Raw genomic sequence first — 798 nt, 5'->3', positions numbered from 1 at the left:
CAGGCTTACTCCCAGTTCGTGCAGCACTCAATCAAGAGATTCTTAGCTTACAACAGCTTTCTCACCTCGACCGTGAAGGTATGTTTATGCAACTCTCGGCTATCATTTCTTCTTTAGACGGCTTAAAAGAAAGCGCTTATTTAGACACGAGCAAGCCAGAGCCAGAACAAACACCAAGCCAGCGTTCATCACAAACTTCAGATCTTCCCGCATGGAAGCAAGCATGGCTGGAAGTATGGGGCGAGCTAAAGAAAGCAGTATTGATCCGGCGTTTGGATCACCCTGTCGCGCCTCTTATGGCGCCTGAGCAAAATTATTATCTGAAGCAGAATCTAAGACTGATGCTCGAACAAGCAAACCTTGCCTTACTAGAGCAAAACCAGGCTATTTTTACTCACAGCTTAAAACAAGCAAGCATTTGGCTAGAGAACTACTTTGATACTCAGGACAAACAAACGAAAACTCTGATTTCTAAACTCAAAAGTATGCAAACACTTCAAATAAGCTACGAAACACCCGATATTTCAAAGTCATTACGCTTACTGAAGACAAAAATTGAAGCCATGTATCTTAACCATAGCTTAGGCAAACTTTCCAACCCGACACCTTCAAGCACAGATAACAGTACCAAGCAGGAGCCAACACCATGAAGCGTTTACTCNTGTTGATTATTGTCGGCATGGCTCTAGCGCTTGGTGTTTCAGCGATTGTCAGCCATGACCCCGGATATGTTCGAATATCTTATGGAAACTGGCTAATAGAAAGTAATCTGGTCATCGCCGCACTCGCTATCGCTAT

1 protein-coding gene is annotated in these 798 nt (G+C 43.8%); it reads left to right on the top strand.

Annotation, left to right across the window (positions count from 1 at the left end; translation table 11 throughout):
* Positions 1 to 650, top strand: a 650-nt coding sequence (locus tag A3757_RS02885) for a uroporphyrinogen-III C-methyltransferase (RefSeq protein WP_197469689.1), incomplete at its 5' end; no start/stop codon positions are given.
* Positions 651 to 798: the final 148 nt, after the last annotated feature.

Source organism: Oleiphilus sp. HI0117 (genome assembly GCF_001635235.1).
Note: the sequence above shows the minus strand (reverse complement) of the source record. Positions and strands in the feature narration are given on the sequence as shown.